The sequence below is a fragment of the Stenotrophomonas sp. genome, assembly GCF_036662295.1.
Classification (GTDB): Bacteria; Pseudomonadota; Gammaproteobacteria; order Xanthomonadales; family Xanthomonadaceae; genus Stenotrophomonas.
This window is the reverse complement of sequence record NZ_JAVWXA010000012.1, coordinates 32,549-57,921: the sequence shown is the minus strand read 5'-3', so window position 1 is coordinate 57,921 and position 25,373 is coordinate 32,549. Positions and strand designations below refer to the sequence as shown.

At 69.2% G+C, this 25,373-nt stretch carries 20 protein-coding genes and 1 riboswitch; of the genes, 9 read left to right on the top strand and 11 right to left on the bottom strand.

Going from position 1 to position 25,373, the window contains the following annotated elements; all coding sequences use genetic code 11:
* Positions 1-306: 306 nt before the first annotated feature.
* Both RSA25_RS04170 and RSA25_RS04165 read right to left on the bottom strand, forming a co-directional pair.
* Positions 307-1,221 (bottom strand): MBL fold metallo-hydrolase, encoded by a 915-nt coding sequence (locus tag RSA25_RS04170; RefSeq protein WP_332807652.1) that lies wholly within the window; start codon positions 1,219-1,221, stop codon positions 307-309.
* Positions 1,222-1,310: 89 nt separating this feature from the next.
* Positions 1,311-1,949, bottom strand: coding sequence for an NAD(P)H-binding protein (locus tag RSA25_RS04165; RefSeq protein ID WP_332807651.1), 639 nt, complete (start codon positions 1,947-1,949; stop codon positions 1,311-1,313).
* Between the two features lie 97 nt (positions 1,950-2,046).
* Between RSA25_RS04165 and RSA25_RS04160 the strand changes: the two genes are divergently transcribed.
* Positions 2,047-2,949, top strand: coding sequence for a LysR family transcriptional regulator (locus RSA25_RS04160; RefSeq protein ID WP_332807650.1), 903 nt, complete (start codon positions 2,047-2,049; stop codon positions 2,947-2,949).
* Between the two features lie 85 nt (positions 2,950-3,034).
* Positions 3,035-3,685, top strand: coding sequence for a phosphoglycolate phosphatase (gene gph / locus RSA25_RS04155; protein WP_332807649.1), 651 nt, complete (start codon positions 3,035-3,037; stop codon positions 3,683-3,685).
* A 128-nt stretch (positions 3,686-3,813) separates the two neighbouring features.
* Here gph and btuB read toward each other — a convergent pair whose 3' ends face one another.
* Positions 3,814-5,655, bottom strand: a complete 1,842-nt coding sequence (gene btuB, locus RSA25_RS04150; RefSeq protein WP_332807648.1) for a TonB-dependent vitamin B12 receptor — start codon at positions 5,653-5,655, stop codon at positions 3,814-3,816.
* A gap of 122 nt (positions 5,656-5,777) precedes the next feature.
* Positions 5,778-6,007: riboswitch (cobalamin riboswitch) on the bottom strand.
* Positions 6,008-6,089: 82 nt separating this feature from the next.
* On the opposite strand from btuB, the gene RSA25_RS04145 reads away from it, so the two are divergent.
* Positions 6,090-6,731 carry a histidine phosphatase family protein gene (locus RSA25_RS04145; protein WP_332807647.1) on the top strand — a complete coding sequence of 214 codons (642 nt, stop codon included), beginning with the start codon at positions 6,090-6,092 and terminating at the stop codon, positions 6,729-6,731.
* Here RSA25_RS04145 and RSA25_RS04140 read toward each other — a convergent pair whose 3' ends face one another.
* Positions 6,732-7,103 carry a TfoX/Sxy family protein gene (locus RSA25_RS04140; RefSeq protein ID WP_332807646.1) on the bottom strand — a complete coding sequence of 124 codons (372 nt, stop codon included), beginning with the start codon at positions 7,101-7,103 and terminating at the stop codon, positions 6,732-6,734.
* Entirely contained in the window at positions 7,100-7,582 is a 483-nt protein-coding gene (locus RSA25_RS04135) for a GAF domain-containing protein (protein WP_332807645.1), read from the bottom strand. The genes RSA25_RS04140 and RSA25_RS04135 overlap by 4 nt, the downstream gene beginning before the upstream one ends.
* Before the next feature lie 83 nt (positions 7,583-7,665).
* Here RSA25_RS04135 and bioD point away from each other — a divergent pair, with 83 nt between their 5' ends.
* The gene (gene bioD, locus RSA25_RS04130; protein ID WP_332807656.1) at positions 7,666-8,334 is read left to right on the top strand and encodes a dethiobiotin synthase; all 669 of its coding nucleotides are present in this window, start codon (positions 7,666-7,668) and stop codon (positions 8,332-8,334) included.
* A 40-nt stretch (positions 8,335-8,374) separates the two neighbouring features.
* On the opposite strand, the gene RSA25_RS04125 is transcribed toward bioD, so the two are convergent.
* From RSA25_RS04125 to msrB, 4 genes are all read right to left on the bottom strand, one after another.
* Complete coding sequence (locus tag RSA25_RS04125) at positions 8,375-9,793, bottom strand: PLP-dependent aminotransferase family protein (protein ID WP_332807644.1); 1,419 nt, start codon at positions 9,791-9,793, stop codon at positions 8,375-8,377.
* A 200-nt stretch (positions 9,794-9,993) separates the two neighbouring features.
* Entirely contained in the window at positions 9,994-10,734 is a 741-nt protein-coding gene (msrA, locus tag RSA25_RS04120; RefSeq protein WP_332807643.1) for a peptide-methionine (S)-S-oxide reductase MsrA, read from the bottom strand.
* A gap of 16 nt (positions 10,735-10,750) precedes the next feature.
* The gene (locus tag RSA25_RS04115; RefSeq protein ID WP_332807642.1) at positions 10,751-12,526 is read right to left on the bottom strand and encodes a cytochrome c biogenesis protein DipZ; all 1,776 of its coding nucleotides are present in this window, start codon (positions 12,524-12,526) and stop codon (positions 10,751-10,753) included.
* A gap of 36 nt (positions 12,527-12,562) precedes the next feature.
* Positions 12,563-13,069 (bottom strand): peptide-methionine (R)-S-oxide reductase MsrB, encoded by a 507-nt coding sequence (gene msrB, locus RSA25_RS04110; protein WP_332807641.1) that lies wholly within the window; start codon positions 13,067-13,069, stop codon positions 12,563-12,565.
* A gap of 147 nt (positions 13,070-13,216) precedes the next feature.
* Here msrB and RSA25_RS04105 point away from each other — a divergent pair, with 147 nt between their 5' ends.
* Both RSA25_RS04105 and RSA25_RS04100 read left to right on the top strand, forming a co-directional pair.
* Positions 13,217-13,936, top strand: a complete 720-nt coding sequence (locus RSA25_RS04105) for a response regulator transcription factor (RefSeq protein ID WP_332807640.1) — start codon at positions 13,217-13,219, stop codon at positions 13,934-13,936.
* The gene (locus RSA25_RS04100; protein WP_332807639.1) at positions 13,933-15,402 is read left to right on the top strand and encodes a HAMP domain-containing sensor histidine kinase; all 1,470 of its coding nucleotides are present in this window, start codon (positions 13,933-13,935) and stop codon (positions 15,400-15,402) included. The genes RSA25_RS04105 and RSA25_RS04100 overlap by 4 nt, the downstream gene beginning before the upstream one ends.
* Positions 15,403-16,469: 1,067 nt before the next feature.
* Here RSA25_RS04100 and queD read toward each other — a convergent pair.
* On the bottom strand, positions 16,470-16,823 hold the full coding sequence (gene queD, locus RSA25_RS04095; RefSeq protein WP_332807638.1) for a 6-carboxytetrahydropterin synthase QueD: 354 nt from the start codon (positions 16,821-16,823) through the stop codon (positions 16,470-16,472).
* A 188-nt stretch (positions 16,824-17,011) separates the two neighbouring features.
* On the opposite strand from queD, the gene RSA25_RS04090 reads away from it, so the two are divergent.
* The 3 genes from RSA25_RS04090 to RSA25_RS04080 all read left to right on the top strand — a co-directional run bounded on the left by RSA25_RS04090 (position 17,012) and on the right by RSA25_RS04080 (position 23,560).
* Entirely contained in the window at positions 17,012-19,657 is a 2,646-nt protein-coding gene (locus RSA25_RS04090) for a TonB-dependent receptor (protein ID WP_332807655.1), read from the top strand.
* Positions 19,658-19,734: 77 nt separating this feature from the next.
* The gene (locus RSA25_RS04085; protein WP_332807637.1) at positions 19,735-22,299 is read left to right on the top strand and encodes a M14 family zinc carboxypeptidase; all 2,565 of its coding nucleotides are present in this window, start codon (positions 19,735-19,737) and stop codon (positions 22,297-22,299) included.
* 139 nt (positions 22,300-22,438) lie between these two features.
* On the top strand, positions 22,439-23,560 hold the full coding sequence (locus tag RSA25_RS04080; RefSeq protein WP_332807636.1) for an alpha/beta hydrolase: 1,122 nt from the start codon (positions 22,439-22,441) through the stop codon (positions 23,558-23,560).
* 77 nt (positions 23,561-23,637) lie between these two features.
* On the opposite strand, the gene RSA25_RS04075 is transcribed toward RSA25_RS04080, so the two are convergent.
* The gene (locus RSA25_RS04075) at positions 23,638-25,026 is read right to left on the bottom strand and encodes a DEAD/DEAH box helicase (RefSeq protein ID WP_332807635.1); all 1,389 of its coding nucleotides are present in this window, start codon (positions 25,024-25,026) and stop codon (positions 23,638-23,640) included.
* Positions 25,027-25,373: the final 347 nt, after the last annotated feature.

Here is a 25,373-nt window from a genome sequence, read left to right as displayed (position 1 = left end):
ACGCCATCCATGGCGTATGACGGTCCCGCACCCCCACCCGTACCCGCCCTTGGACGGTTGGCCGGTGCGCACAGAAAAAGCCGGTAGTGCCGGCCGCTGGCCGGCTTCCCACAGCCACCGTTGTTCCCAACGACCACCGACCAACAGCACGTGACGCGGCCGTTGATCTCCCGCACACCCCCATCCCGTGCGACAGAGCCGTCACTCGCAAGGCTTCACACGCCGCGACGACAGAACCCCGCAAGTGGGCGAAGAACCCTCTTTTCCTGGTGCGTCACATCCCGTTCCCTGCTGCGTGGCGCGCGATCATGGCCACTGCATTTCGCCCTTCGCGACCTTTGCACTGATGTCCAGGGAGCCCACGCCCAGCAGGGTGGGGTAGCGTTTCTTCATGGCGGCGATGAGGTCGGCGGCGGTGTCGGCGCGGGCTGTTTCTTCATCGAAGGCGCGGATGTAGGCAGCCGTGAAGTCCAGGGCGCTGGCATCCAGGCCGGCGCCAGGCGCGTAGTGGCCGGGGATGACGCGGGCGGGGTTGAGGGCCTTGAGGCTGGCCAGGGTGGTGAGCCAGTCGGCGTGGGAGCGGGCGGTCCGGGTGTCGGCGATCCAGACGTGTTCGCCGGCGACGACGGGGATGCCGCCGACGAGGGTGCGCAGGCTGGGGATCCAGACGACGGTGCGGTCGGGGGTGGGGCCATCCAGGCCGAGGATGCGTAGCGGCTGGCCGTCGAGGGTGAGGGTGTCGCCGGGGAGCACCTCGGGGATGACGATGCGGCTGGGTTTATCGGCGCCCATCCGGGGCCCCCAGTACGCGAGTTTGTCGGCGTGGGTGGCGGTGATGTGGGCCACGGTCTGGGCGGTGGCGACGATGCGCGCGTCGGGGAAGGCGTCCTGCAGGGTGGCCAGGCCGAAGTAATAGTCCGGGTCGCCGTGGCTGATGTAGATCGTGGTCAGGCGCTTGCCGGAGGCGCGGATGCGCTGCACGAGCCGGGCGGCATCGGTGGCGGCGAACTGGGCGTCGACCAGGATGGCGTCGTGGCGGCCGGTCACCAGGGTGGACGCGACGGAAAACAGCGCGGTGTCGCCGGGGTGGTAGGGCTGCACCTGCAGCGCGTGGGCGTTGGCGGTGGCCGCCGCGGCGTGGCTGATCGCCGGTGCGCCCACGGCGAAGGCGGCGCCGAGCGTCAACGCCAGGGCCAGGGTCGTGCGGGAAAGGTTCGGCATGGAAAAAGTTCCTGTCCAGGGCGGCCCCGGCATCGCGCCGGGGCCGGTAGAGCCGACCGTTGGTCGGCTGCATCCGGATCGGCGTCGGGTCAGTACGCGACCGTGGCGATCTGCCGCACGTACTGCGGCTGCTCGATCTCACTGACGAAGGCGTCGGCATAGTCGGGGTAGCTGATCCGGCTGTGACCGTCGGCGCCGACCAGGAAGGCCTTGGCCTGGCTGCGGAAACCGCCGCGCTGTGGGCCGGGGCCGATCTCGGCGGCGGGCGAGTAGAAGGTCCAGTCCAGGTCGTCCACGGCCTGCAGCTGCTTCAGCGTTTCGCGCGCGGCCAGGGCGACCGGCTTGTAGGCGTCCGGGAAGCCCTCGGTGTCCACCAGCTGCACGCCCGGGGCCACTTCCAGGCTGCCGGCGCCGCCGACCATGATGAAGCGCGGTACGCCGGCCTGGCGCGCCGCGGCGACCAGTGCGGCGCTGGTGGTGGTCACGGTGGCGGGGTCATCCCCCGGGCGCGGGCCGAAGGCGCTGGCCAGCACGTCATGGCCGGCGATCACCGCCGCCAGGGCATCGGTGTCGTCCAGCGCCGCCACGGCCAGGCGGGCACCGTCCAGCTCGGCCGGCAGATCGGTTTCACGGCGCACGATGGCGGTGACCTGATGGCCGCGGGCGAGGGCCTGGCGAGCGATTTCACGGCCGATGTTGCCGGTGGCACCGACGAGGGCGATTTTCATGGAGGCACATCCGTTGGGGTAGGGAGGCCAGCGTAGGCGCATGGAATCGAACGAAAAACCGCGTATAACGGGCTAATTTGTTGCGTGGATCGATCAGATGGACCGGGTGACGGCGATGAACGTGTTCGTGGAGGTGGTCGAGCGCGGCAGCCTGACCGCCGCGGCCGAGGCGCTGGACATGTCGCGGGCGATGGTCACCCGCTACCTGGCCGAGGTGGAGCGCTGGCTGGGCGCGCGGTTGCTGCACCGGACCACGCGCCGGATCGGCCTGACCGGACCCGGCGAGGCGGCGCTGCTGCGCTTTCGCCAGATGCTGGCCATCGGCGAGGAACTGCGCGGCGAGCTGGCCACCGACAACCCCGAGCCGCATGGGCTGCTGCGGGTCACCGCGAGTGTCTCCTTCGGGCAGATCCACCTGGCCGCGGCGGTGGCCGCGTTCGTCAAGCGACATCCGCTCACGCGCGTGGAGCTGCTGCTGGTGGATCGGGTGGTCAACCTGGTCGAAGAGCGGGTGGATATCGCCGTGCGCATCTCGCGCGCGATCGACCCGAGCCTGATCGCGCGGCCGCTGGCGCCGTGCCGCTCGGTGTTGTGTGCGGCGCCTGCCTACCTGGCCGAGCGCGGTACACCGACCAGCGCCGACGCCCTGGCCGCGCACAACTGCCTGACCCACCACTATGTCGGCAAGAGCGTGTGGCATCTGCAACGCGAGGGGCGCAGGATCGCGGTGGCGGTGGGCGGCAACATCAGCGCCAATGAAGCTTCGTTGCTGCTGGAAGCGGTGCGCGCCGGCGCCGGCATCGCCATGCTGCCCACGTACCAGATCGCGCCGCTGCTGCGCAGTGGCGAGCTGGTGGCGGTACTGCCGGATTACGAGGTGGAAGCGCTGGGCATTCATGCCGTGTACGCCTCGCGCCGGCAGTTGCCGACGATCATGCGCAGCTTCCTGGATTTCCTGGTGGAGCGTTTCAGCAGCCCGCAGTTTCGCGCGCTGCTGTGAACAGTGGCGTTCCTGCCGCGTGGGCGGGGGCGCTGTGGCGCGGCCGTACAATGGACGCCCCCCTGTTGTTGAAGCGAGTGCCGTCTTGTCCTACCCGTATCCGTTGGTGGTGTTCGATCTGGATGGCACGTTGGTGGACAGCGCGGCCGATATTGCCGAAGCGCTCAACCGCACGCTGGAAGACTGGGCGCTGCCACGCGTGCCGGAGCGCACGGTGCTGACCTGGATTGGCGACGGCGTGCGCCGGTTGGTGGAGCAGGCGTTCGATGCGGCCGGGAGCGCCATCGACCTGGACCGGGTGATGCCCGGTTTCATGCAGCACTACCAGGCCTGTCTGCTGCGCAGCCCACGCCTGTTCGATGGCGTGCCCGATACATTGGCCGCCTTGCGCGAACGCGCGGTGACGCTGGCGATCTGCACCAACAAACCGTCTGCGCTGGTGGCCCCGCTGCTGCAGCACTTCGGGCTGCAGGACAGGTTCGCGCTGGTGCTGGGCGGGGATTCGCTGCCCGAGCGCAAGCCCAGTGGTGCGCCGTTGCGGCATATCGCCGCGCAGTTTGGCGTGGCGCCGGCGGCGGCGTTGATGGTGGGCGATTCGATTACCGACTACCGCGCCGCCCTCGATGCCGGCATGCCGGTGGCGCTGGTGCGCTATGGCTACCCGCGCGGGCTGGACCTGGACAACGTGGACGCGGTGGCCGTGGTGGATGATCTGCGCGCGTTGCTGGCGCTCTAGCGCGTTGACGGTGCCGTGCGTGGCGGTCCCCACCCGATGCCGTCGGCACAGGCAGGCCACGACCGTTGGTCGTGGCGCCATGATCGCGGTCGGCACGCGTCGCTGCCGTGCCGACCGATCGTCGGCCGTTACTGCGGCTGGTAGCGCACGCTCAGGCGATACTCGCGGCCGGGCTGGTTGTACCAGGCCACCGTTTCGTAATCGCGGTCGAACACGTTGCTCACCCGGCCGAGCACCGACCAGTCGCGGCTGATCGCATATTCCAGGCGCAGGTCCAGCGTGCCGTATCCGGCCAGGCGCACGCTGTTGGCGGCGTCGTCGTAGCGCTTGCCGGCCCCGTTGGCGGTCACGCCAACGCGGAAGCCACCGATGCGGCGGTCGATATCCAGGCGTGCGGTGTCCTGTGCGCGGCGCGCCAGCCAGTTGTCGAACTGCGCGCTGCCGGCGGTGCGGTTGCGCGGGTCGGTGTGGCTGAGCTGGGCGTTCACCTCGAACCCGGCCAGCGTGATCGCACCGGTCAGTTCAGCGCCGCGGATGCGCGCCTTTTCCACCTGCGACATCATGAAGGTGGTGGCGTCGTAGGTGATCAGGTCATCGATGCGCGTTTCGTACACATCCAGGCCCCAGCGCCAGCCGTCGCCCTGCTGGGCGATGCCGACGTTGGCGCTTTTTGATTTCTCCGGGTCCAGCCCCGGCACGCCACTCCACGGGTCGTACAGATCACTGAAGGTGGGTGCCTTGAACGCGGTGCCGTAGCTGGCGTTGAGCCGGAACCCGCGGCCCAGCGCCAAACCCCAGCCCAGGCTGCCGGTGGTGTGGTTGCCGAACTGCTCGTTGTCGTCGTTGCGCACGCTGGCCTGCAGGTGGTGCGCGCCGAAGCGCCCCTGGTACTGCACGAACACGCCGGTGTTGTCGCGGCTGTCCACCAGGTAGCCGGCGCTGCTGCCGTCCAGGTTGTCCTGGCTCCAGTCCACGCCGGCACTCAGCAGCTGGCCCTCGGCGATGCCGATATCGGCCTGTGCCGAGGCACTGTCGCGGTGGGTCTGCGCCGCACCCAGCCAGGTGCTGCCGTTGTAGTTTTCCGACTCGTTGTCGGCACGGCCCACATTGACGCTCAGGTTGAAGCGTTCGGACGGGGTGTAGCGCACCTTGCCGCCCAGCACCTGCTGCAGCGTCTCGCTGTAGTTGTAGTAGCCGTCGTAGTGGTTCTCGCCCTTGGCACGCAGCGCGGTGCCTTCCACGCTCAGGGCGTCGCTCAGCGCGTAGCCGCCGCGCAGGCTCATGGACAGGTTGCGGTAGCCATCGCGGTCGGGCTCGTCGGCGCCGCAGCCGGCGAAGGTGGCCGCATCGCCGCGGCAGGCGTTGATGCCGTCGGTATGCTGGTAGGCGATATCGGTGCCGAACCAGCCGCGCTCGCCGCTGCCACCGAAGCCGCCGCTGGCCTCGCGCAGGCCGTTGCTGCCGCCGCCCATCTGCAGGTGCGGGGCGAAGCTGCCGCCGTTGCGGCGGGTGAAGATCTGGATCACGCCACCGATCGCATCGGCGCCGTACAGGCTGGACTGCGGGCCACGCACGATTTCAATGCGCTCGATCTGCGCCAGCGGCAGGTCCTGGATCATCGCCAGGCCCAGGTCGCCGGTGTTGATGCGCACCCCGTCCACCAGCACCAGCGTGTGGGCCGAGTTGGTGCCACGCAGGAACAGCGAGCTCTGCTTGCCCAGGCCGCCGCTGTTGTTGAGGTTGATGCCGGCGCGGCCGCGCAGCAGGTCCTGCAGCGAGGCTGCCTGGCTGCGCTCGATCTCGGCGCGGTCGATCACCTGCGCCGGCGAAATGCTGTCCTGCAGGGCAATCGGAGTGCGCGTGGCGGTGACCAGCATCGGGTCCAGCGCGGTGGGGTCGTCCTGGGCGATGGCCACCAGCGGCAACGCGGACAGGATGGCCAGGGAAAGAACACGGGTTTGCAGCTTCATCGATGACTCCATGCACCGCGCACGCCCGCGCGGCAAAGGGGGGGATGATCGCGCTGCCGCAAGCCAGGGGACGGTGGGCGCGCGCGCACGGCGCCGCCTGCCGCCGCCATGCCCACCGCATCGCAACCAGTCGTCTTCCAGGCCGGTCTCCGGGCTGGCGTGTCGAGGGCGCAGGCCCTTCGCACCCGGCGCCTTCCCATGCGCAAGGCACAGTGGCGTAATGCCGGGTGTTTCCACGCTTACCGTTGCGGGGGCAGCGCCGGAGTGGCAGGCAAGGGGTCTGCTGCGTCACCGGCTTCCCGTTTCAACCTGCCGGCATGCGCCGCAGGTCACCTGAAAGTGCGCGCAGTGTAGAGCAAAGGGCGGCCTGCCACAGCGGTGTCGCCGGAGAGGTCACGGCCGACCGGTTAGAATGCCGCTCGTTCTACGATGTGATGTCCCATGACCCAACCGTGGCTGCCTTCCGGCCAACCCGCCCGCGCCATCGCCGCGGTGCCGGCATGATCCTCGACCTGATCCGCCACGCCAGCACCGGTCGTGATGGCTACCTGGACGGGCGCAGCGATCCCACGCTCGAGCCGGGCAGCAGCGACGCGTTGTGCGCACGCTACGCGGCATTGGGCTGGGAGCGCGTGCTGAGCTCGCCGCGCCAGCGCGCGATTGCCACCGCCGACGCGCTGGCCGCACCACGCGGGGTATCGGTGATCGCCGATGCGGAGTGGGAAGAGCTGGATTTCGGCGACTGGGACGGCCAGGCGCTGGACACGCTGCCGATGCAGCAGCTGTCGGCCTTCCACCTGGACCCGCATGCCAACCCGCCGCCGCATGGCGAGAGCTGGGGGCATTTCGAGCGGCGCATCGTGCGCGGCCTGCATCGCCTGCTGGATGCGCCCGAGCCGTCCACGCTGATCGTCAGCCACGGGGGGCCGCTGCGGATGGTGCTGTCGCAGGTGTGCGACCTGCCGATGGCCATGTGCTGGGCACTGCGCATCGACCATGGCACGCGCCTGCAATTGCGGGTGGAGCGCGAGGAGGATCGCCTGTGGGGCGAGCTGCTGGAACTGCAGCAGCCCTGATCAGGCGTTTTCTTCGTCCATTTCCAATGGCGGTGCATCGTCGCTGTCGTCATCGTCGCGGCGTTCGGCGGTGCGGTCATAGACCGGGCCGGAGGCCGGCGGCGCCTTCTTCAGCGGGTTGTCGGCGATGATCGCCTCGTACTCGGCCACCAGCGCGCTGCGCCGGGCCTCGGGCAGTTCCTGCCAGTGGCAGTCCTGCAGCGCCCCTTCCAGCGAGTAGAGCAGGTTGAGGCTGGGCTTGAAGCCGGCGCGGCGCACCTTGACGAAGGCCCCCACCGCGCCGATCGCGGTGAGTTCCTCGGGCGTGCGCAGACCGACCTGGCGCAGCCATGCCGCGCTCTTGGGACCGATGTTGCGCAGCTTGGTGCTCATCCCAGCGCCTCCACGAACACCGCGGCGATGGCTTCCAGCCCGGCCTGGTCCTCGGCATCGAAGCGTGCCAGCGACGGGCTGTCCAGGTCGAACACGCCAACCAGCGTATCGCCCTTGACCAGCGGCACCACCAGCTCCGAGCGCGAGGCCGAGTCGCAGGCGATGTGGCCGGGGAAGGCGTCCACGTCCTCGATGCGCTGGGTCTGGCGCTGGCTGGCGGCCGCACCGCACACGCCCTTGTCCAGCGGGATGCGCACGCAGGCGGGCAGGCCCTGGAACGGGCCGACCACCAGTTCGGTGCCATCGTAGAAGTAGAAACCGACCCAATTCAGGTGCGGCAGCGCGTGGTAGACCAGGGCCGACAGGTTGGCCGCGTTGGCGATGCGGTCGCGCTCGCCGTGCACCAGCGCGCGGGCCTGGGCCAGCAGCTGGCCGTACTGTTCCGGCTTGCTGCCGGTAAGCGTGGAGGTATCGAACATGGGCCGAGTCTAGCAAGCAGCGGGCCGCGCCGGGACCGTCGATAATGCACCGCTCCTTCCCGACGGCCCCGCCCATGACCGCCCTGTCGCTCCCCGCCCTGTACGTGACCGGTACCGACACCGGCATCGGCAAGACGTTCAGCAGCGCCGTGCTGCTGCACGCCCTGCGCCAGCAGGGCCGGCGCGCGGTGGGCATGAAGCCGGTGGCCAGCGGCTGCGAGTGGACGCCCGAGGGCCTGCGCAACGAGGATGCGCTGGCGCTGCGCGCGGCCAGCGCGCCGGTGCCGGCCTACGCCGACCTCAATCCCTATGCCCTGCCGCTGCCGCTGGCGCCTGAACTGGCCGCCGCCGATGCCGGAGTGACGCTGGCGCTGGCCCCGATCGAGGCGGCGTTCGCGCGGTTGCGCGCGCAGGCCGATACGGTGGTGGTGGAAGGCGTGGGCGGCTGGCTGGCACCGCTGTCGGCCACGCTGGACCAGGCCGACCTGGTGCACGCACTGCAGCTGCCGGTGGTGATGGTGGTGGGCCTGCGCCTGGGCTGCCTCAACCATGCCCGGCTCACCGCCGCGGCGATCGCGGCCAGCGGGGCCACCTGCATCGGCTGGATCGGCAACGAGGTGGACCCGCAGATGGCGCGCATCGACGACAACATGGCCATGCTGCGCGCGCGGCTGGCGATGCCCTGCCTGGGGCGGTTGCCGTTCGCACCGGGCGCCGATCCGGCCGGCCTGGCCGCGCGCCTGCACCTGTAGACGCAGCGGCCCTGCGGCATGACCGCGCGGCCACCGCCGCTCAGGGTGCCTGCAGGGCGCAGGCCAGCTGCCCCAGCGTGGTGATCGCCTCCACGTAGCGCGCGTCCAGTTCCTGGCAGCACGACAGCCGCAGGCAATGGCGGTAACGCGCGCCCCGCGAGTACACCTGGCCCGGCATGAACACCACGCCGTGGGCGAGCGCCTGCTCGAACAGCTCGCCGGTGTCGATGCCGGCGGGCAGCTCCACCCACAGCAGGAAGCCGCCGGTGGGCTGGGTGGCCAGGGTGCCGGTGGGGAAATGCTGGGCGATCAGGCTGCGTACGCGCCGTACCTGGTCGCTGTAGAGCCGGCGCAGGCGGCGCAGGTGATGCTCGTAGCTGCCTGCTTCCAGGAAGGCACCCACGGCCTCGCCAAGCAGGCGCGGCTCGGCACCGGTGGACTGGAACTTGAGCAGCTGGATGTCCGCGGCGAAGCGCCCGCCGTCGAGCCAGCCGATCCGGTAATCCGGCGCGAGGGTCTTGGAAAAACTGCTGCAGACCATCACCCAGCCATCCTCGTCGAAGGATTTGAGCAGCGGGGCCAGCGGTTCCTGGTACTGCAGTTCGGCATACACCGCATCTTCGATGAGCGGGATGCGATGGTGGTTGACCAGCCTGGCCAGGCGCTGCTTGTCGGCCAGCGGCAGGGTGCAGCCGAGCGGGTTGTGCACCGATGGCATCGCCACGATGGCGGCCAGCGCGCCCTGCTCGAGCTGGGCGGCCACCGCATCCACGTCCAGCCCGCGACGCGGGTCGGTGGGCAGCTCGATCGCTTTCAGGCCGAGGTTGCTCAGCAGCGGGTAGAGGTTGAAATACGACGGTGCTTCGATCCCCACGGCATCGCCGGGCCGGGTGACCGCGCGCAGGGCCAGTTGCAGGGCCTCCATGGCGCCATGGGTGAGCACGAGGCGGTCGACGCTGGTGTGCAGGCCCAGCCGCGGGCCGCGCCGCACGATCTGCTCCAGCAGGCGGGTGGCGGCGTTGGGGCGGGCGTAGGTTTCGACCATGCCGGCCCGGCGCAGCACCTGGGCGGTGCTGCGCGCCAGCTTGTCGCCGGGGTAGAAGCGGCGGCCGCGCGGGCCGGCAAAGGCGAGGTCGACGATGCCCGGTTGCTGCTGCGCGGCGAGCACGCGCGCCATCATCAGCGACTGGGCCTGGGTGGTGGCCAATGCGGGGGCCTGGCGCAGCGAGCGGCGGGGTTCGGCCAGGCGCGGGCGCACCACGAAGCCGGCCTTGGGTTGCGGCACGACCAGGCCGGCATCTTCAAGCTGGCGGTAGGCGGCGATGACGGTGTTGAGGCTGAGCTGGCGCTGCGCGGCGAGGCTGCGCAGCGAAGGCAGGCGGGTGCCCACGGGCAGGCGGCCGCTGTGGATGGCATCGGCCATCTCATCGGCGAGGGACTGGTAGAGGTTGGCTGCCATGGGGGCTGTCCGCAGGAATCTGTAACCATGCGGATCGCCGCTTTCTGGCGCTGTATCCGCTGCTGGGTGCAGCCTAGCATGGCCCCCTGCCAGCGCAATCCGGCCACCGGCTGCGCGCCCCGGACTTCCCTCGCGCACGGCGGTGCGGTGTTTCGCCGTGCGCTTTTTTCCAGGTGGCGGGGTTTGAATCCGCCCCAGTGCTACCGCGCCAACAACGTCGCCACCAGCCGCGGCTTCTCGCGATACAGCGCCGGGTATTGCCGCTTCAGCGCCTCCACCTTGGGCAGGTCGTTGATGCGGATGTACAGCGATTCGGGATGCAGCGTGAGGTAGTTCTGGTGGTAGCCCTCGGCCGGATAGAAGCGCTTGCCGCCGTCCACCTGCGTCACCACCGGGCCGTTGAATGCCTTGGCGCGCTGCAACTGCGCGATGTAGGCCTGGGTGGCACTGCGCTGGCCCGCATCCTCGGCATACACCGCCGACCGGTACTGGGTGCCACGGTCAGGCCCCTGGCGGTTCAACTGGGTGGGATCGTGCGCCACCGAGAAGAACACCTGCATCAGCTGCCCGTAACTCACCTGCGACGGATCGTAGGTCACCTGCACCGCTTCGGCATGCCCGGTCGCGCCGCTGCCCACGCGCTCGTAGCGTGCGTCGGGCCCGCTGCCGCCGATGTAGCCGGACACCGCGTTGCTTACCCCGTTGATGTGCTGGAACACGCCCTGCACGCCCCAGAAGCACCCGCCGGCGAACACCACCTGCGCCCGTTGCGTGCCCGGCTGCCTGAAGTCGGCCGCGCCGCTCGGCGCCGGTAGCGCCACCTGCGCCGGCGCCGGTGCCGCGAACGCCGGCCTGTCCAGGCTGACCACCGCGGTGATGGTCAGGGCCGCAATCGCCGCGGCGATGCCGCCGGCCAACAGTTTGTCCATTGCGATCTTCATCGAAAGCCTCCCGGGCTCAACCGAAGGTAAAGGCGTAGGCGTGCACGCCCGGATCGAGGAATTCGATCTCGAAGGTGCGTTCGCGCACATCGCCGCGCTGGCGGATCAATTGATACAACCGGTGCTCGCCGACCTGGCCGCTGCCATCGGCCGACACATCGCCGCCGGCGGCCTCGCCCGGCGGCTGCCCGTCGATCCGCACGCGGTAGCGCACCGGCCTGCCTTCCACGGCCGGGGCCAGCACCAGGTGCAGGTCGCGGGCATGGAAGCGGAAGGCGATGCGGCCGCCGGCGGCGTCCAGGCGTGCATCTTCATCGCCCACCGTCCAGCGCCCGCCCAGCGCCCACTGGTTCAAGGCCAGCGTGGCCGGCACGCGGTAATCGGCCGCGTGTCCGGCCTGCTGGCCACCCGGCGAGGCGAAGCTCTGTGCGCGTGCGTGGCCCAGGTAGGTCTCCGGCGACTTCAGGTTGCGCATGTCCGCCTGCTGTTCAACGCCATCGCGCGGCGCGGCCGCGGCCATCGCCATCGCCGGTGCCGGCTCGTCGGGCAACGTGTTGCCGGCCTCGCGCAGCAGTTGGCGGATGATCTGCTCGGACTGGGCGTAGTTGCCCTCGCCAAAGTGGTGCGCGCGGATGCGGCCCTGGGCATCGATGAAGTAGTGCGCCGGCCAGTAGCGGTTGTTGAAGCCGCGCCAGATGGCGAAGTCGTTGTCGATCGCCACCGGGTAGGTCACCTTCAGGTCCTTCACCGCGCGCTGCACGTTGCCGAGCGAGCGCTCGAAGGCGAACTCCGGCGCGTGCACGCCGATCACCACCAGCCCGTGGTCGCGATAGCGTTCGGCCCACTCACGCACGTAGGGCATGGCGCGCAGGCAGTTGATGCACGAGTAGGTCCAGAAATCGACCAGCACCACCTTGCCGCGCAGGCCGTCGGCGGTGAGCGGCGGGCTGTTGAGCCAGTCGGTGGCGCCGGCCAGCGAGGGCAGGGTGCCCTCCACCGGCAGCGGCGCGCCGGCCGGCACGTTGGCGGCCATCATCATCGCCCCGCCGGCCGGTGCCGCCTGCCCGGGTAGTACGTCCAGCAGACCCTGCTCCAGCTTGGCGGTACTCACCGTGGACAGGCGGGTCAGCACGCCGGTGTCCCAGCCCATGCCGATCGCCACCACCGCCAGCAGGGCGGCCACGCCCAGCGCACGGCGGATCCACTCGCCCACGCCCAGCCGCTGCTTGAGGGCGGCAAACACCCGCCCACCGATCCAGATGGCCAGCGCCAGCGAGGTGGCCGCGCCCAGCGCATAGGCCAGCAGCAACCCGGTGGTGCCCACGCTGGCACCGTTGAGGGCCGCGCCGGTGAGGATCAGCCCGAGGATCGGCCCGGCGCAGGGGGCCCACAACAGGCCGGTGGCGATGCCGATCAACAACGAGGTGCCCACGCCGCCACGGCCGGCGTCGCTGGCCGCATCGGCCGACGCGCTCAACCGCGCGCCCAGCCGCTGGAACGGCGACAGCAGCCGGTTGGCCAGCGACGGCCACAGCAGCGCGAGCGCGAACAGCGCCATCACCACCAGCGCGATCCAGCGGCCCACCTGGTTGGCCTGCGCCACCCACTGGCTGCCGACCGCGGCCAGGCTGGCCACCACCGCGAACATCAGCGTCATGCCCACCAGCAGCGGCAGCCCGCTGCGCAGGAACGGCCGGTCCGAGCGGGCGAAAACGAAGGGCAGCACCGGCAGGATGCACGGGCTGAGGATGGTGAGTACGCCGCCAAGATAGGCCAGGACAAGCAGGAACATGGACAGATCCTTCCAGGATGCAGGGACAGGCGGCGCTCAGGCCGCGGTGAAGGTCATCGCCACGCCGTTCATGCAGTAGCGCAGGCCGGTGGGGCGGGGGCCATCGTCGAACACGTGGCCGAGGTGGCCGCCGCAGCGGCGGCAGTGGGCCTCGATGCGGATCATGCCGAGCGTGGTGTCGCGGTCCTCGGCCACCGCATCGTGCAGCGGCGCCCAGAAGCTGGGCCAGCCGGTGCCGCTGTCGAACTTGGTGGAGGAGGAAAACAGGGGCAGTGCGCAGCCGGCGCAGTTGAAGGTGCCGCGCCGGTGCTCCTTGTTGAGCGGGCTGCTGAACGGTCGCTCGGTGCTCTGCCGGCGCAGCACCGCGTATTGCGCCGGGCTGAGCTGCTCGCGCCACTGGGCGTCGGTGCGCATCACCTCGAACCGGCGGGCCGGGGCTGCCGGCGCGGCCGGGGCCGGGCCGCTGCAGGCGGTCAAGCCGAACAGCCCCGCGGCGGCGCTGACGGCGCCCATGCCAAGCACATTGCGACGGGTGTAACGCATGGCCGATCTCCGGGTCTGGATACGATGCGGCCATGCTGCGCCCGGGCCGGTCAACGAATCCTCACGCAGGGTTAAATTTTCCGTGACACATCCCGGCCCGGATCGGCCGACAATGGCCGCCTCCCCCTGATCGGCCCGCCCGCCCCGATGAGCAGCGCCAAGCGTGTCCTGATCGTCGAAGACGACGCCCACATCGCCACCCTGCTGCGCATGCACCTGCGCGACGAGGGCTACGAGGTCACCCACGCCGCCACCGGCGACGAAGGCCTGGCCCTGCTCGAAGCGCAGCCGTGGAACGCGCTGGTGCTGGACCTCATGCTGCCCGGCGTGGACGGCCTGGAGATCTGCAAGCGCGCGCGCTCGATGGCGCGCTACACCCCGATCATCATCACCAGCGCGCGGGCCAGTGAAGTGCACCGCATCCTCGGCCTGGAGCTGGGCGCGGACGACTACCTGGCCAAGCCGTTCTCGATGCTGGAACTGGTGGCGCGGGTCAAGGCCCTGTTGCGCCGGGTGGATGCCATGGCGCAGAACGCGCGCATCGATGCCGGCGAGATCGAGGTGGCCGGGCTGCGCATCGACCCGGTCGCGCGCACCGCCCAGGTGGACGGCCGCGCGCTGGAGCTCACCCCGCGCGAGTTCGACCTGCTGTATTTCTTCGCTCGCCACCCCGGCCAGGTGTATTCGCGCATGGACCTGCTCAACCAGGTCTGGGGCTACCAGCACGACGGCTACGAACACACCGTCAATACCCACATCAACCGGCTGCGCAACAAGATCGAACACGACCCCGCCGCACCGCAGCGCATCCAGACGGTGTGGGGGCGCGGCTACAAGCTGGTGGACGCCGAGGGGGACGCGGCATGATCCGCCTGACCTTGTCCCAGCGGCTGTCGGTGGTGTTCTGCGCCCTGCTGCTGGTGTGCTGCGGGGCGCTGATGTGGATCCAGATGCGCAGCACCGCCATGCACGAACAGGAGACCGTGCAGCGCCTCTCGCGCGGGCTGGCCGAGCACATCGCGCGCAGCGGCGAGCTGATGGACGCGCGCGGCATGCGCGGCAATGAGGTGCGTGCGTTGTTCGGCAAGCTGATGCAGGTCAACCCCAGCGTGGAGGTGTACCTGCTCGACGACCAGGGCCGCATCCTCGGCCACGACGCGCCCGATGGGCATCTCAAGCGCGACCGCGTGGACCTGGCCCCGATCCACGCGCTGCTGCGCGATGCGCCGTTGCCGATCCTGGGCGATGACCCGCGCAGCGCCACCGCGCGCAAGGTGTTCAACGCCGCCCCGCTGTGGGTGCAGGGGCGCCAGGCCGGCTACATCTACGTGGTGCTGGTGGGCGAGCAACGCGAGGCACTGGCGGCCAACGTGGCGGCCAACGCCACCCTGCGCACCACGCTGTGGTCGCTGGCGATCCTGGCCACGGTGGGCCTGCTGGCCGGCGTGGTCGCCTTCCGCTGGGTGACCCGCCCGCTGCGCCAGCTGACCCGCCGCATCCAGGCCTTCGACGTGGACGCGGCCGGCGCCGGCACGCCGCTGCCGCCGACCCCGCTGCGCAGTGGCGAGCGCGACGAACTGGCCATCCTGCAGCACAGTTTCGGGCACATGGGCCAGCGCCTGGGCGAGCAATGGCAGCAGCTGCGCGAGCAGGACCTGCAGCGCCGCGAGCTGGTGGCCAACATTTCCCACGACCTGCGCACGCCGCTGTCGTCGCTGCACGGTTACCTGGAAACGCTCGCGCTCAAGGACCAGCACCTGTCCGCCGAGGAACGGCAGCGCTACCTGGGCATTGCTCTGGCGCAGAGCCGCAAGGTCGGCGCGCTGGCGCAGGCGCTGTTCGAGCTGGCACGGCTGGAGCAGGGCGGGGTGACGCTGGAACTGCAGGCGTTCTCGCTGCCGGACCTGGTCCAGGATGTGTTCCAGAAGTTCGAACTGGCCGCGCAGGCACGCCGGCAGGCGCTCAGTGCCGACATCCCGGCCGGGTTGCCGCCGGTGGTGGCCGATCTGGGGCTGATCGAGCGGGTGCTGACCAACCTGCTCGACAACGCGATCCGCCATACCCCCGAGGGCGGCCGCATCGAGGTGGTGCTGCGGGCTGAAGGGGGCGAGGTGCAGGTCAGCATCGCCGACACCGGCCCGGGCATCGCGCCTGAGCGCCGCGCCAGCCTGTTCACCACGCCCCCGGCGCTGGGCAGTGCGCGCCCGGACAGCGGCGGGCTGGGGTTGTTGATCGTGCACCGCATCCTGCAGCTGCACCATCGCCAGATCCGCCTGCTGGAGAGCCGCCAGGGCGCGCTGTTCGTGTTCACCTTGCCAGCGGCGCAGCGCTGACAGGAACACGCAACGGAGGAACGCCCACCGGCTTCTCCAGGCGCGCCAAAGGCCGTGGTTGTGCCATCCCTCGGCTGCACCCAGTCCGGCAATGCGCGCGGGAGAGGTCATGCCTTGGTGGAGGTGCGCCTCCACGCGAAGGTAGCGCCGGGCACGAACTGGTCGCTCCCTGGCATGCGGAGGGGATACAGGTATCCCATCAGCCTGTAGTAGCCAACCCGCTGCAGGTATCGATCGGCAGTAGCGGCATCGGCAACGCGCAGCCCCTGCCTTGCAACTGCTGCAACTGTGCCTGGATCGAAAGTGCCTGCTTGAGATAACGCGTCATCCTGACGCCGCCCCCTGACCGCGGCCAAAAAAAACCCGCCGATTTGAGCATGGCGCGAAAGCTCGCGTCAGAGGCGTGGCGGGTGTGTTGCGCAAAGCCTAGCCATAGGGTGGTCTACCCGCAAGCAAGCGGCGATCAGTAATGTGATGACCGTATTGAAATGGGCGCAACCGTTGCGAACGCGAACCCGCACACCCCACCCCCAACAGTCTGTTGCTGGCCGCGAGGAGATCAACGGCCGCGTCACGCGCTGTTGGTCGGTGGTCGTTGGGAACAAAGGTAGCTGCGGGATGCCGGCCAGCGGCCGGCACTACCGGATTTTTCGGTGCGTACCCGCCCCAAGCGACAAGGCATGCACGCGCGCGCTTCAGCGACGCCTTACCCCGCAGATGGGCCAAGCACCAAAAAAAAGACCCGACAGAGGGAGGGTTCTGTCGGGTCTGGGATTGCGTGGGGGGAGGGACCCACGCAAATTCGATGTCGGTGTCACCGTGCCGGATGGCGCCCGCGACGGGCGGCCTGGCTGGCTCGACTCAACTCACCAGGGCGTCGATGAAGGACGGCGGAAGTGACTTGATGCAATGCAGCATACGCCGAATATATTGCATTGCAACAACCTGTTGCCAGTTGTGGTCCGGTTTAGAGGAAAAATGTTCCCAATCAACAGGTTGGATTCAAATGACCGCCCAGCGAGGCGGCCGCAGTCCGCCTCTCACCGGCATCATCGCGCCGCCCAGGCTCAGCCGCGGTAGCGGCAACCGGAGGTGCAGGTCTCGTGCACGGTCACTTCGCTCAGCTGGGGCAGCGCCGGCTTGAGCTCATTCCAGATCCAGATCGCCAGCCGCTCGCTGGTCGGGTTGTCCAGGCCGGGAATGTCGTTCAGATAGTGGTGGTCCAGGCGGTCGTAGATCGGCTGGAACGCCGCCTTGACGTCGCCGAAGTCCATGATCCAGCCGGTGTGCTCGCCCGGCTCGCCTTCCACTTTCAGCTCCACCCGGAACGAGTGGCCGTGCAGGCGCGCGCACTTGTGGCCCGGCGGCACGTTGGGCAGGCGGTGGGCCGCCTCGAGGGTAAAGACTTTGAAGATTTCCATGCGCGCATTGTAGCGGTCCGCCCGCGCCGGAGTGGCAGTACGCAGCCCTTGCAGGCGAAACCAAATCTATCCATCCGGATGAAGAGATGGTAGCTTCTCTTATATCCGTATGAAGAGATGTTATTGGCCGGTTCATCGCCAGGCATGGATTACTGCGGAACTTGTCGTCCACCACCCCACTGAAGTCCATGCCCAAGCACACCCTTCTTGTAGCGGCGCTCGCCGCCGCTCTGGCTACGCCTTTGCCCGCGCTCGCCGATGCCGCCCCCGATGCCGCCGCCGCCGGCGACAGCAAGACCCTCGCCGCCGTGCGTGTCACCGGCTCCAACATCAAGCGCACCGACACCGAGACGGCCAACCCGGTGCAGGTGATCGACCGCCAGCAGCTTGAGGAATCGGGCAAGGTCACCGTCGCCGACCTGCTGCGCTCGATCTCGGCCAACACCGGCAACGCCAACAACGAAACCACCAACAACGGCTGGGCCTCCGGCTCGGCCGGCATCGGCCTGCGCGGGTTGTCGCAGAAGAACACGCTGGTGCTGCTCAATGGCCGCCGCCTGGCCAACTACGGCTTCCCCGCCGGCGGCCTGTCGGACACCTTCGTCAACCTCAACGCGCTGCCGCTGGTGGCCGTGGAGCGCATCGAAGTGCTCAAGGACGGCGCCTCGGCGGTGTACGGTTCGGATGCGGTGGCCGGCGTGGTCAACATCATCACCCGGCAGAATTTCCAGGGCGCCGAACTCGGCGGCAGCCTGGGCACCGCCGACCAGGGCGGGCTGGACGAACAGACCCTGAAGTTCGTCGGTGGCATCGGCGACCTGGACGCGGACGGCTACAACATCCTGGTCAGCCTGGAAGGCTACAACCGCGAGCGGCTGGACCAGGACCAGCGCGACCTGACCCGGTCGGGCATCTACACCGACAAGCCCGGTGGACGCTGGAACGGCTGGTCGGCCAAGGGCGCGCGCTACCTGGTCAACGGCACCTCGGTGCCGATGCTCGATGCCGGCGGCAACTGCCCCACCGGCACCACGCTGGTGGCCAGCGCGCCGATCGATGGCCTGGCCGGCAACACCTGCGGCTTCAACCAGGCCCCGTACACCACCCTGATTCCCTCCACCAAGCGCTACCAGGCTTACGTCAACGGCACCTTCCGGGTGAACGACAACGTGGAGGCCTTCGGCGAAGTGCTCTACAGCGACATCAAGGGCGTGTCCTGGTTCGGCAGCAGCCCGTTCTTCACCCTGGAGAGCGGCCGCTTCGCGCTCAACGCCGATACCGGCCTGGCCGAACCGGTGTCCTCCAACCTGCCGGCCAGCAGCCCGTACAACCCCTACGGGCGCGCGGTGCCGATCGAGTACACCTTCTTCAACCTGGGCCCCACCATCAAGACCAACCGCTCGCAGGCCTACCGCGGCCTGGTCGGGCTGCGCGGCAGCCTGCAGGACTGGGACTGGGAAGTGGGCGCGTTCGGCGCGCGCAGCAGCGAGCGCGAGACCGTCTCCGGCGGCTTCGCCAACCGCTACGCGCTGGCCGATGCGCTGGCCAGCGGCAGCTACAACCTGCTCAACCCGTCGGCCACCTCGCCGGCGGTGCTCAATGCGATCAACATCAGCACGCTGCGCCCGGCCGAGTCGGTGCTGCAGGGCGTGGATGCGAAGATCTCCGGCGCGCTGGGCCACACCTGGGCCGGCGAGATTGGCTTTGCGGCCGGGGCCGAGTGGCGCCGCGAGAAACTCGATTCCAACAACCCCTGGCAGATCGATGCCGGCCTGCAGATCCGCCCGGCCATCGCCGAGGTCCACGGCGAGCGCAAGGTCACCGCCGCCTACGCCGAAGTGAACGTGCCGCTGGCCGAGCGGCTGGAGTTGCAGGCGGCCGCGCGCGCCGACCACTACAGCGATTTCGGCGATGCCTTCTCGCCCAAGCTGAGCCTGCGCTGGCAGCCGTGGGATGCACTGCTGGTGCGCGTGGCCGCCTCCAAGGGCTTCCGCGCGCCCTCGCTGTCGGAGAACTCCAACAGCACCAGCATCGCCTACGGCAGCGTGATCGATCCGCGCGATCCGGACGTGCCGGGCTCGCGCCAGAACCCCACCTTCTTCACCGTGGGCAACAACGACCTCAAGCCCGAGCGCACCCGGAGCTTCAACGCCGGCATCGTGCTCTCGCCCTGGGAGAACACCAGCCTGAGCGTGGACTACTACCGCATCGAGCTGGAAAACCTGGTGGGCACCAACAACACCCAGACCCTGGTCACCGACGATGTGCCGGGCGCGGTGCTGCGCGATGAGCGCGGCAAGCTGCTGGCGGTGTACAACCGCTACCAGAACCTGAGCGAGCTGAAGACCTCCGGCTTCGACGTGGAACTGCGCCAGCGCTTCCCCACCGCGCGTGCCGGTGACTTCGCCCTGGGCAGCGCCTTCACCCACGTGCGCAACTACAGCCGCCCCACCGTGGTCGGTGGACCGCTGGTGGACTATGCCGGCAGCAACCTCGGCGCCACCCTGCCCAGGAACAAGGCCACCACCACGCTGGACTGGAGCTACGCCGACTTCCGTACCGCGCTCACCTGGTACTACACCAGCGGTTATGACCAGAAGGCCAGCGCGGCGGCCACCGCCGTGCAGGACCGCGTGGAGGCGTACAGCCAGTTCGACCTCTACCTGGGCTATACCGGCCTGGACAAGCTCACCCTGTACGCCAAGATCCAGAACCTGGCCGACAAGGCGCCGCCGTACGACGCGTCCTTCCCGGGTATCCGCGCCCCGTACGACTTCAGCCAGTACGACCTGCGTGGCCGCTACTTCACCGTCGGCTTCGACTACCGCTTCTGACGCCTTCGCATCCAACGGGGCCGGCGTCGCTGCCGGCCCCCGTTTCCTGGGGAATTGCTGTGTCCTTGCATCGTGTCGTGTCACGTCCCATCGCCTGGCTGCTGGGTTCGTTGTGGTTGCTGGCAGCGCCGGCGTTCGCGCAGAGCGCGTACTTCTTTCCACAGGGCGGCGAGTTCGATCCGTCCATTCCCACCCCGCAGCAGTTCTTCGGCTACGAGATCGGCAGCCGCTACACGCGGCATGACCAGCTGGTGGCCTACTTCAACGAACTGGCCCGGCACTCGGACCAGATCAAGGTCGAGCAGATCGGCAGCAGCTACGAAGGCCGCCCGCTGCTGATCGCCACCATCACCTCGGCGCAGAACCAGCAGCAGCTGGAAACCCTGCGCCGGCAGCACGTGACCCTGGCCGACCCGGCCCAGCCGCTGGCCGCCGCCGGCAACAGCCCGGTGGTGGTGTGGTTGGGCTACAGCGTGCACGGCAATGAAACCTCCAGCGGCGAGGCCGCCCTGCTCACCGCCTACTACCTGGTGGCCAGCCGCAGCGCGCAGACCCGGCAATGGCTGGAGCAGGCGGTGGTGCTGCTGGACCCGGCGCAGAACCCGGACGGGCGCGATCGCGCGGCCAGCTGGCACAACGCCTATGCCTCCTCGCCGGCCTCGGCCGATCCGGCCGACAAGGAGCACGTCGAGCCGTTCCCACAAGGCCGCACCAACCACTACTTCACCGACCTCAACCGCGACTGGCTGGCCCTGACCCAGCAGGACACGCGGCCGAAGATCGCTTTCTTCCACCGCTGGTATCCCAACGTCCAGATCGACTTCCACGAGATGGGCAAGGACAGTACCTACTACTTCGAACCGTCGCCGGCCAGCATGCACAGCCCGCTGCTGCCGGCCTCGTCCTACGCATTCAACAAGACCCTGGCCAGGTACCACGCCCAGGCGCTGGATGCGCTGGGCTCGCTGTACTACACCGGGGAAAACTTCGACAACTTCTCGCCGGTCTATGGCTCCACCTATCCCGACTTCCACGGCGCGGTGGGCGTCACCGTCGAGCAGGCCAGTTCGCGCGGGCGCGTGCAGGAATCGGTCAATGGCCTGCTCACCTTCCCCTTCACCATCCGCAACCAGGTCGCGACCGGGTTGGGCACGATCCGCGGCGCGGTGACCGAGCGCGACGGATTGCTGACGCTGCAGAAGTCATTCTTCCAGTCCGCGCTGAAGCAGGCCGGGCAGCAGCCGGTGAAGGCGTTCGTGTTCGGCGATGCGCATGATCCCGGGCTGACCGCCCGGCTGCTGGACCTGCTGCTCCAGCACCGGATCACCGTGCAGGCTCTGGCCGCGCCGGTGACGGTGGACGGCCAGCGCTTCGAGCCGGGCAGCGCCTACGTGGTACCCACCGCGCAGCCGCAGTTCCGGCTGGTGCATTCGATCTTCGCCGAGACCCCGCCGATCAAGGGCGACGTGTTCTACGGCAGCACCTCCTATGCGATCGCCCCGGCCTACGGGGTGGCATTCGCCGGCAGCCGTGGTCGCATCGCCGGCGGTGCGGCGATCACCGCCCCGGCCCCGGTGCAGGCGGGCGTGGTCGGCGGCCAGGCCGGCTATGCCTACGTGCTGGACTGGCGCGACTACAACGCCAGCCGCGCGCTGTATGCGCTGCAGGTCCGCGGCCTGCTCACCCGCGCCGCGTTCCAGCCGTTCAGCGCGGCCACCGCGGAGGGCGAGCAGTCCTTTGCCCGCGGCAGCGTGGTGATCCCGGTGGCGGGCCAGCCGGTGGCGGGCGAGGCGTTGCTGACGGCCGTGGATGCGGCCGCGCGCGGCGCCGGGGTGCGCGTGCATGCGCTGGCCAGCGGCCAGAGCCGCAGCGGCATCGACCTGGGCAGCGACAGCGTCAAGGCGCTGCGCAAGCCGGCCGTGGCGCTGGTGATGGGCGAGGGCGTCAGTGCTACCGAGATCGGCTCGGCGTGGTTCGTGCTCGACCAGCAGGTGCAACTGCCGGCCAGCAAGCTCGATCCGGCGCAGCTGGGCAAGGTGTCGCTGGACCGCTATACCACCATCGTGCTCGCCGGCGGCACCTACACCGGCGTGGACGCGGCTGCGGTGGTCGCGTTGAAGCGCTGGATCAACGCGGGCGGTTCGCTGGTGACCTACGGCACCGCTGCGCGCTGGGCGATCGAACAGAAGCTGGCCGACGAAGTGCTGGGCGAGGACGAGAAGGAACCGGCCGCCGCGCGCCGTGCCTTCGGCGACCAGCGCGACATCGCCGCGATCGAGCGGGTGAGCGGCAACATCCTCAGTGCCGAGGTGGATACCAGCCATCCGCTGGGCTTCGGCCTGCCGCGCACGCAGCTGGCGGTCAACAAGGAAAACGGCATCAGCTTCAAGCCCAGCCGCAACCCGTTCTCCACCGTGGTGCGCGTGGATGAAAAGCCGCGCGTCAACGGCTATCTCTCCGACGCCAACCGCCGCCGCGTGGCCGGTGCCGCCTGGCTGCTGGTATCCGCGCAAGGGCAGGGCAACGTGGTGCTGTTCGCCGACGACCCGGCGCACCGCAAGTACTGGCACGGCACCGAGCGCCTGCTGTTGAACGCGATCTTCTTCGGCAACCAGCTCAACCCGACCAAACAACGTAGCTGACGGTGGAGCCGACCGTTGGTCGGCTCCACGTCGTCCGCGCGCGACCGACTCCTCCGGGAGCACTGTCTGGAGCAGAGTGGTGGGCGCTCAGGGCGCATGGCACACTCGGCACCCAGTGCACCCTGGTTCGAGCGCGTTGATGAATGCCTTGGTTACCTGTCTACTGGCCGCCGTCGCGGCGGTCATCGCCGTGCCGGCCTCAGCCAGTGCTGCATCCAGCTCGTTCAGTCGCGGCGACGCGGTCCGGATCGTGGCGGACATGCGTCGTGTGGTGGCCGACAAGGGCGTGGAGCGGCTTGAGAAAGTCCGCATCGGCGGCATCGACCAATGGGTCTCCATCCGCGGCAACGACCGGCGCAACCCGGTGCTGCTGATGCTGCATGGCGGACCGGGCTGGGTGGCCATGCCCACCAGCTGGTATTTTCAGCGGGGATGGGAGGAATACTTCACGGTGGTGCAGTGGGACCAGCGCGGGGCGGGCAAGACCTACCTTGCCAACGACCCGAAGGTCATCGCGCCGACCATGACCCGCCAGCGCATGGTGGCCGACGCCGAGGAGATGGTGGCGTGGCTGCGCACCGAGTTCGGCAAGGACAGGATCTTCGTCCTTGGGCACTCCTGGGGCAGCTACCTGGGCCTGGAACTGGCGCAGCGGCGACCGGAGTGGCTGCACGCCTATATCGGCATCGGGCAGATTACCCACGGGCCGGAAAGCGAGCGACGTGGCTGGGCCTGGACGCTGGAGCAGGCCCGCCGGGACGGCAATGCCGAGGCCGAGGCCGAGCTGTTGGCGTTGGCGCCATATGCATCGGGCCACACGCCGGTGCCGCTCGCGGACCTGTTCAAGCAGCGCAAGTGGCTCAACCACTACGGTGGCATGGTCTACAACCGCAAGGGCGGTGATGCCGAGGCCGCTGCCATCACACTGTCACCCGAGTACACCGAGGCCGACGTGGCCGGGGTGTGGAAAGCCAATGAGTTTTCGACGCAGTACCTGCTGTCGGAGGTGCTGACCCTGGACATGGGCGCGGTCCGCCAGCTGCGCACGCCGGTGTTTCTGCTGCTTGGCCGGCATGACCACAACGTGTCCTCGGCACTGGGCGCGACGTGGTTCCAGGCCCTGCAGGCACCGCGCAAGCAACTGGTCTGGTTCGAGCAGTCCGCGCACGAGGTGATGATCGAGGAACCGGGCAAGACACTGCTGACGCTGGTGCGCGACGTGCGCCCGATCGCCGAGCGTGCCGGCGACGTTCCGCCCTGATTGCCGCTACCAGCGCATGAAAGAAAAAGGCGACGCAGATGCGTCGCCTTTTTCCTTTTCACCGGTCCACGAACGGATCAGCTGGCGCGAGCGCCACCGCCGCCCTGGCCACGGCCACCGCCGCCACGACGCTGGCCCTGCGGCTGGCCGCCACGCGGCGCACCGCGGCCGGCACCGTCACGCTGGCCGCCGCCGGTCTTCTTCGGGCCGGCATGGGCGCGGCTCGGGGCCTCGCTGTGCGGACGACGCGCGTGCTTGCGCGGCGAACGATCGCCACCGGGCACTTCGGCCTTGCCCGGCGCGCTGTTGCCCCAGCGGATCGGGGTCTGCGGCTCGAAGCCGGGCACGTCGCGGATGTCCATGTCCGTGTTCAGCAGGCGCACGATCTGGCGCAGCAGCTTGGCCTCGTCCTGGGCCACCAGCGAGATCGCCTGGCCGGTGGAGCCGTTACGGCCGGTACGGCCGATGCGGTGCACGTAATCTTCCGGCACCATCGGCAGGTCGTAGTTGATGACCTTCGGCAGTTCGTTGATGTCGATGCCGCGCGCGGCGATATCGGTGGCCACCAGCACGGTCACCCGGCCGGCCTTGAAGTCGCCCAACGCACGCAGGCGCTGGCCCTGGCTCTTGTTGCCGTGGATCGCCGCGGTCTTGATGCCGGACTTTTCCAGGAACGTGGCCAGCTTGTCGCAGCCGTGCTTGGTGCGGCCGAACACCAGGGTCTGCTCACGGCTGTCCTGCGCCAGCAGGTGCAGCAGCAGGTCGCGCTTGCGCGGGCCGTCCACCGGGTGCACGCAGTGGGTGATGCTCTCGGCGACGGTGTTCTTCGGGGTGACCTGGATCTGCGCCGGATCGCGCATGAACTCCAGCGCCAACTGCTTGATGCTCTCTTCGAAGGTGGCCGAGAACAGCAGGGTCTGGCGGTTCTGGCGCGGCAGCTTGGCCAGGATCTTCTTGATCGAGGGCAGGAAGCCCATGTCGAGCATGCGGTCGGCTTCGTCCAGCACCAGGATCTCGATGCCGGAGAGGTCCACGCTGCGACGCTCGAGGTGGTCGATCAGGCGGCCCGGGCAGGCCACCAGCAGGTCCACGCCACGGCGCAGGACGTCAAACTGGTTGCCCATGCCGACGCCGCCGTAAATGCATGCGCTGGGGATGCGCAGATACTTGCTGTAACCGCGCAGGCTGTCATGCACCTGGGTGGCCAGCTCGCGGGTGGGGGCCAGGATCAGGGCGCGCGGCTTGCGCGGGCCGTTGACTGCCTGCGGGTTGGTGCCAAGGTGCTGCAGCAGGGGCAGGCCGAAGGCAGCGGTCTTGCCGGTGCCGGTCTGCGCGCCAGCGAGCAGGTCGCGGCCTTCCAGGGCGAGCGGGATGGCCTGCTCCTGGATGGGGGTGGGGTTTTCATAGCCCTGCTCGGCCAACGCGCGCAGCAGGAACGGGGCAAGGCCCAGGGATTCAAAAGACATCGGGTGGAGGCTCCAAAGACAAAGTAACGCCAGGCCGAATGGCCGGACGCGAGGCAGATCGGAGAGATCGGCTGACTCGGAGCGTTCCCGTGAACCGCGCTGCGAGAATTGGGTGCAGCCGGCGCGGTGCGCAGACTGGAATGCATGACGAATGGCGTCGGAGTGGGGGCGGGCGACGGATCGTTGATCCATATCGCCGGCGATCCCGAAGGGAAACGGACGGCCGCTGCAGACCCGCCTAGTCTATCGGATAGTTGAGATCCATACCAAGTTTGCCTGTTCAGGTTGGGTGGGGGGTAGGGGGGGGGGGGGGGCGCCCCCGGGCGGTTGTCGGCCACCGCCCCCGC